7 protein-coding genes are annotated in these 7,078 nt (G+C 35.7%); 1 reads left to right on the forward strand and 6 read right to left on the reverse strand.

Annotated elements, in window-relative coordinates; all coding sequences use genetic code 11:
• Positions 1-111 precede the first annotated feature (111 nt).
• Positions 112-714, forward strand: coding sequence for an HD domain-containing protein (locus V7024_RS03440; RefSeq protein ID WP_335515692.1), 603 nt, complete (start codon positions 112-114; stop codon positions 712-714).
• A 234-nt stretch (positions 715-948) separates the two neighbouring features.
• On the opposite strand, the gene nfsA is transcribed toward V7024_RS03440, so the two are convergent.
• From nfsA to V7024_RS03470, 6 genes are all read right to left on the reverse strand, one after another.
• On the reverse strand, positions 949-1,683 hold the full coding sequence (gene nfsA, locus V7024_RS03445) for an oxygen-insensitive NADPH nitroreductase (RefSeq protein ID WP_335515695.1): 735 nt from the start codon (positions 1,681-1,683) through the stop codon (positions 949-951).
• Positions 1,684-1,811: 128 nt separating this feature from the next.
• Complete coding sequence (locus V7024_RS03450) at positions 1,812-2,129, reverse strand: DUF4870 domain-containing protein (RefSeq protein ID WP_335515698.1); 318 nt, start codon at positions 2,127-2,129, stop codon at positions 1,812-1,814.
• Between the two features lie 103 nt (positions 2,130-2,232).
• The gene (locus V7024_RS03455) at positions 2,233-2,814 is read right to left on the reverse strand and encodes a YdcF family protein (protein WP_335515701.1); all 582 of its coding nucleotides are present in this window, start codon (positions 2,812-2,814) and stop codon (positions 2,233-2,235) included.
• Between the two features lie 303 nt (positions 2,815-3,117).
• The gene (locus V7024_RS03460) at positions 3,118-4,470 is read right to left on the reverse strand and encodes an MATE family efflux transporter (RefSeq protein ID WP_335515704.1); all 1,353 of its coding nucleotides are present in this window, start codon (positions 4,468-4,470) and stop codon (positions 3,118-3,120) included.
• An 86-nt stretch (positions 4,471-4,556) separates the two neighbouring features.
• Positions 4,557-5,387, reverse strand: coding sequence for a MerR family transcriptional regulator (locus V7024_RS03465; RefSeq protein ID WP_335515707.1), 831 nt, complete (start codon positions 5,385-5,387; stop codon positions 4,557-4,559).
• A 189-nt stretch (positions 5,388-5,576) separates the two neighbouring features.
• Entirely contained in the window at positions 5,577-6,929 is a 1,353-nt protein-coding gene (locus V7024_RS03470; RefSeq protein ID WP_335515710.1) for an aspartate aminotransferase family protein, read from the reverse strand.
• Positions 6,930-7,078: the final 149 nt, after the last annotated feature.

The raw sequence follows: 7,078 nt of genomic DNA on the forward strand, positions 1-7,078 counted from the left end.
ATACTTTTTATAACAATATTATACTTTTTAAATCCATATATAACAATGTATGCATAAAATTGACACATTCTACTTTCTTATTAAGATTAAAATATACGGAGGCGAATTTATTTGGAACATAATATTTTAAAAGTTATTGCACTAGCAGAAAAACTAAAATATGAAATGCGGCACAGCTGGCTTTCTAACGGTCGTCAAGAGAGCGTAGCAGAGCATACATGGCGTATGTCACTCATGGCTATCCTCGTTCATCCTTACTTAGATAAAAAGGTTGATATAGAAAAGTTACTTAAAATGGTAATCATCCACGATTTAGTCGAAGCTGAAGCTGGTGATATCCCTGCATTTGATACGATGAATAGTGCAGAATTACGACGAAAAAAACAAGAAAAAGAACAACAAGCAATTCTAAATATTAAACATACACTGTCAGGTCCGCTTGGAGAAGAATTATATAAACTATGGATGGAGTTTGAAGATAAAGAAACTTATGAAGCAAAAGTTGCAAATGCTTTAGATAAGCTAGAAGTAAAAATCCAGCATAATGAAGCAGACATCGATACGTGGCTTCCTATTGAACATAAAATGACATTCCAAGTTGCCCAGCATACAAATTTTGACTCATTCTTATCAAAGTTACAAAAGATTATTGAAAAAGAAGGAGAACAAAAATTAATTGCTGCTGGGATTGATGTTGAGGTTTGTAAGCAGTAAAACCTCGTACAATTGTAGTTGATTCTATTACAGAAGCTAAAGATTTTATCCAACGTGAAGGCGGAGAAATATTAGTTGAACCTGTATTTATTTCAAGCGGTATGAAAATGATCGCACAGCATCCTGATGGTAATTCGTTTGAGTATATAGAACTTAATCAAGGATAAGTAATCTAAATTTATATAGATCATGCAAAAAAAGCAAATCTGTGTGAACAGATTTGCTTTTTCTACATTATTTTTGATTAAATCCCTTTTTAATCAAAAACTCTTTCATATGCAGTCGCTTCTCCTGTGACATAAACGCGCTCATTGATCCTGTCCATGTCACATCCTTTTGATTTGCCAATCTTTCCTTATAATATTCATTGGTCGTACGATCATATTCATCTAGTAGTTCGCTATATTTCTTCTCATCATATGTGTTTTCATGTAGGATCGCTCCAACTGGTAGGCGAGGTTTCACCCCATGCTTTTCATCTGGTACACCAACTGTCATTCCAAAGACGGGGTAAACGTTATCCGGTAAATGTAGTATTTCACTTACTTGTTCTGGCTTATTACGAATTCCACCAATATAACAAATACCATATCCGAGAGATTCCGCTGCAAGTGCTAAATTTTGAGCAAAGAGAGAAGCATCTACCGTTGCCACAATAAAGTTCTCTGTTGTACCGGCTTTCATTTCTGTCCCATGTTTTTTACATGCCACTTCTAACCGCTTTAAATCTGCGCAGCAAACAAAGAACGCTCCGCAATTTTTTATGTGACGATTTCCAGATAGCTCTGCTAATTGCTCTTTCAGCGTTTCATCTGTTACATATATAACTGAATACGCTTGCACAAAATGTGATGATGCTGCATGCTGTGCTGCTCCAATCATTCTTTCGATTATATTCTTTGGAATTGGCTCTTTCTTATATTTCCGTACTGATACGTGTTGTTCCATTGTATGTATTATTTCATTCACAATATCCTACCCCCTATAGTCTGAATACTTAATAAGTATCACATTTCTTGTATATGGACAAACGATATGCCTATAAAAAATGATACATGAAAAAGAACCAATCGATTTGATTGGTCCTTTCCTGCATATTAAGCTGCTTTCAATACCTTTACACCTTTAACAATATTCCAAACGAAATAATAAATTCCTACCACCGCAAAGATTACATAAGTTGCAATAATAGCGATTCCTACACCCCTTGATTCTCCCATACTCAAACCAAACACACCGGAAAGAGCAAGACCTCCAAATAGAATTACATACGGAATTACGTGCGTCCACAATGCTTTTTTTGCATGATATTTTACATCATCTTCTGCGATAAAGTAGACGATAATTGGAAGTAAAAACGGTGCAAAGAAAATGCTAAAGTAACATAATGAAGATAAAATTTGATTGCCTTTCATACGATTCACCTCTAAAGTTTTGTTACTCTTATTATGACACTTCAAAACTTTAGAAACTATCGCTTTACCTTTCAACTGAATTACAATTTTGTAAGATTCCAGATTATATTTGATTCATAAGCCAATACTTCGTAATTGCTACATACTCTCTAAGATTAGATTGAATTATGATCAGCTTTGGTGTTCTTGCAGACAATCCCTCTAGCTGCAATCCCTGTTTTTCGGCAATTTTTTTCGCACGGTACATATGAAAATCGTTCGTTACAATGATTCCTTTCTTCTTATTTGTTGGAATAAGAAGTTTTGAGAATTTTATGTTCTCATCTGTATTCGAAGAACGTTCTTCCATTGTAATTCGTTCTTCTTGAATTCCCTGCGCTACCAACCCGCGTTTCATAGCCAAAGCTTCGGAAATATCCTCACCTTTTCCTTTCCCACCAGATACAATAACAGTTGTTTGTGGATGTATTTTTAAATATTCAGCTGCTTTATCAATACGATATTGCAAAGCATAAGATGGTTCTGTTCCTTTCACACGAGCACCTAGTACAATCATATAATCTGCAGCATTTGGTGCTTCCATGTGACCATGCTTGTAAATAACATATTGTAAAGTACTTATATAAACTGCTGCAATGATAATGAAAATAAAGCAATACTTTTTGAATCTCTTTCTTTTTAACATCCTATAAATTCTCCTATTTCCCGTTTTTTTCATCATAATATTCTTCCAATTACTTGTATAGTTTTATTTTCCAATTCAAGAATGTTTATCCTTAAAAAGGGTTCATCACCAAAAGACGGGGGTGACATATAGATAGATGTACACTCCACTCCGAGTGGACGCTTTCCGTTCCATGTATTAAAAATGATTCATTTTCAAAAAATCAACCCCATGTTACGGTGATCAACCTTAAAAAGTAATATTTGTACGAATCTGTATAGAATAAGAAAAAATCCCCTTAATACTGTTAAGGGGACTTCATCATTATATATGTGTTTCTTCCAACGTCTGTATAGAAACGGGATGTGAAAAATGATTCATCATAAATACAGCACACGCTGTTAATAGTTCCGCAACAGGCATTACAAGCCATATTCCATTTACACCAAATAATTTCGGCATCACCCACAGCAGAGGAATGATCAGTAACAGCCCGCGACTTAAAATAATTAAAACAGATTTTTTTGTTTGTCGTACAGATTGGAAATATTCACCGTATACGATGTTATAGCCTAAAAATACGTACTGCATGAAGAATAAACTAATTCCTATAACCGTCATATTTAATAATTCTTCAGATTGAACGTCAAATAAACCTACCATATATTTCCCAAAGAATAAACCAATCAGTGTTGCAATTACACCGAGTACAACAGCTGTTTTAACCGCAATCTGTAATCCTTGTTTTAATCTTTCCGTTAAGTTTGCACCATAATGGAAGCTCGCGATCGGTTGTAGTGCTGCTCCAACTCCAAAAAATAAGAGTAACGTCATCGCATGAATACTGTTTACTATAGCATACGATGCAACGCCCTGCTCACCAGCATATTGAATAAAGGCAATATTAAATCCAATCGTTACAATCGCTACCGTAGCCTCTGTCGTGAAACTTGGAAAACCGATAATCATAATTTGCTTTACGGTTTCCCAATCTAAATGGAGTTTCGTCCATTTTAAAATACTGTTTTTTCTAAAGAAATGACTCAGTAGCACAAGAAAACCAATTGCTGCAGATAAAATAGTTGCAGCCGCTGATCCTGTCACACCCCACCCTAGAATGAAAATAAAAATATAATTAAATACAATGTTTAATACCGCCGTGACAATCAAACCTGCCATAGCCAAATTTGGATTTCCATCGTTTCGTATAAATGTACTCAAAACATTTTCTAACACATATATCATTCCAAATGTGAATAATACGTGTAGATAATCTAATGAATACGGTAAAATTACATCATTTGCACCAAATAAGTATGCTATATCTTCTATTTTCCATAAACAAATAATCATTAATATACCAACAATCGTAACCGCTACCGTCATAGACTGTGTGAAAATAGAGCGCGCTCGTTCTATTTTATTTTCTCCTAAAGCGATAGAATACAACGTAGCTCCGCCCATTCCAATCCATAGTGAAATGGAGAAAAAGATAGAAAATGCAGGAACAGCAACGTTAACCCCTGCCAATGCATTCGCTCCCACACCACGGCTCACCATAACTGCATCAATCATAATATTCACCGACATCAGTACCATTCCAAGTACAGCCGGTATTAAATAAGAAATAAATAAACTTTTAATCGGCTTTTCTCTTAAATTCTCAGTTGTTTCCATTACAAAATTCTCCTTTACGACTCTCTGTTTACATTGTAAACCTTCAAGTAACTTGAAGGTCAAGAGAGAAGTAAAAAATTAAAATTTCACTTTTTTACCACAGGGATTTGAATTTCTGTCACTTGCTCCTCTTGATTACTCGTTACAGACCAATCAATTAAAGCTAATTCAATTGCGTCACCACATATTTCATACCCATCCTTCTCAATAGCTAGTAGCAGCCTCTTATAAGTCTTACCAGTTTCTTCGTATGGTCCGTGATGATATGCACACGCATATATCCCCCTTTCAATTACACTTGAAGCATCAGTTTGAAATGGCATGTAATCAAGAAGAATGAATACACTATTGTACGCTTGAAAATCATGTTGTAATAATGCATCTTTTGCTACGGTAACACCGATGTCACCTGAAAATAAACTTTCATCTGCTTGTTTCATATTTTTTTGAAGTGAATGAATATAATATTCAAACATATCGTCCGTTACATTTGAAGTAATAGGAAGAGCTGTAATTTTCCGCTTTGGTAATTCTCCAAAAAAGACCGTATCAGCATCTGTTTGTACAGCTTCTTTCATTAAATGAATTTTATGCTTTATTTTTGCTAACGTATATTCAATTTCCTTTTGTTTTTTCAGTAACATCTCTTCCTGTTTCTCTAATAAATCCATCGCAAAATCTGGTGTTCTTTCATCTATATATCGTTTAATTTCTTTTAGCGGTATATTTAGCTGCCGTAAAAACTTAATCGTATCCAACATTGAAAATTGATCGATTGTATAGTAGCGATAATTTGTTTGTGAATCAACAATCGCTGGATGAAAGATTCCCTTTTCATCATAGTACCGCAATGTCGATTCAGGAATATTATGCATTTTTGCCATTTCTCCAATTGTAAAACGTTGATTTAATAACATATTTATTTCTCCGTTCGTTTCAAATTCATTAACCTAATCACACTTTTTATATTGTCCCTTTACCTCGTTAATAACAGTTTCACTTTATTCTCGCTCTCTATAAGGTAGCAAGTATACTATATGTACTCTTTAAAATAAATAATAAACTGAAAAGCGAGCTTTGTCAGTTTGGCTCGCTCTCAACGTTTATTAAATACGTCCCATCGCCGCTTTCACTGTTTCTACAACAAACGTAATTTCTTCGATAGAAATTACAAGCGGCGGCGCTAATGTTAAAATGTTATTATAACCAGCTGTCGTCATACCGTTACGGCCAATAAGTAATCCTTTTTCTTTACAAGCATTCACAACACTTGCAATTTTGTCCCCATCAATTGGCTCTTTCGTCGCTTTATCGTTTACAAGTTCAATTCCAACGAGTAACCCCTTCCCGCGAATATCTCCTACATATGGATGGTCACCAATCACTTCTTTTAATTGCTCTAATAGAAGAGATCCCATCTGAGCAGAACGATTAATCAATCCTTCGTTCTCCATAATTTCTAAATTTTTAAGTGCCAATGCACAAGCTGCTGGATTTCCGCCAAATGTATTAATATGCCGGAAAAACTCGTATTCTCCCACCCCTTGAAATGCCTCATAGATTTCTTTTTTCACTGCCGTTACGGACAACGGTAAATATCCACTTGTAATTCCTTTTGCTGTCGTAATAATATCTGGCTTTACATCATAATGCATGAATCCAAAAGGTTTCCCTGTACGCCCAAAACCACAAATGACCTCATCGCTAATAAGAAGTGCTCCATGCTTTTTGCACGTTTCATGAACAGCCTTCATATAATTTTGCGGCGGCATTAAAATACCTCCGCCTGTGATAATTGGTTCCATAATAAATGCTGCTATCGTTTCGCTCAATTCCCACGTCATCACGCGATCAATTTCTTTTACACATTCCACATCATAAATATCCTCTGCTTCAATTCCTGGCATACGATAACAGTCTGGCGGCGTGACATGTAAGAAGCCTGCCGCTAACGGCTCATATTGATATTTCCGCTGTGCTTGGCCCGTTGCTGCCATTGCTGCCATCGTATTTCCATGATAACCGCGGTAGCGTGCCATAACTTTAAAACGTTGCGGTTCTCCTTTATATGCATAATATTGACGAGCAATTTTAAATGCTGTCTCATTTGCCTCTGATCCACTGTTAGAGAAAAAAATAACGTATTCCCCGCCAAGCCACTCATTTAATTTTTCTGCTAATCGAATTGCTGGCTCATGTGATTGCGACATCGGAAAATAAGAAAGTTTTTGTAACTGCTTATAAGCTGCATCAGCTAGTTCTTTTCTTCCATAACCACTATTCACACACCAAAGACCGCTCATTCCATCTAAATAGCGTTTTCCTTCACTATCTTCCACCCAGCAGCCCTCTGCCTTCATTCCAATCATTGTACTATTCGGACTATACGGACGCATTCCATGCCAGACGTATTTTTCATCTTTTGCTAATAATTCTCCAGATTGCTTCGTTTTCACCATACATTCCACCTTCCATGCCAACTTTTATATATAAAGCTGCTCGGTGCCTCATGATGATTTCAATTTTTCTCTTCCTAAACTTTCATTCCACAAAAATGCCGTGAATCCTACTAGTTAAGTGAACTACCCACCACTTAACGACCTTACTG

Origin of the sequence: Bacillus sp. JJ864, from assembly GCF_036963045.1 — a bacterium.
Taxonomy (GTDB): Bacteria; Bacillota; Bacilli; order Bacillales; family Bacillaceae_G; genus Bacillus_A; species Bacillus_A pseudomycoides_C.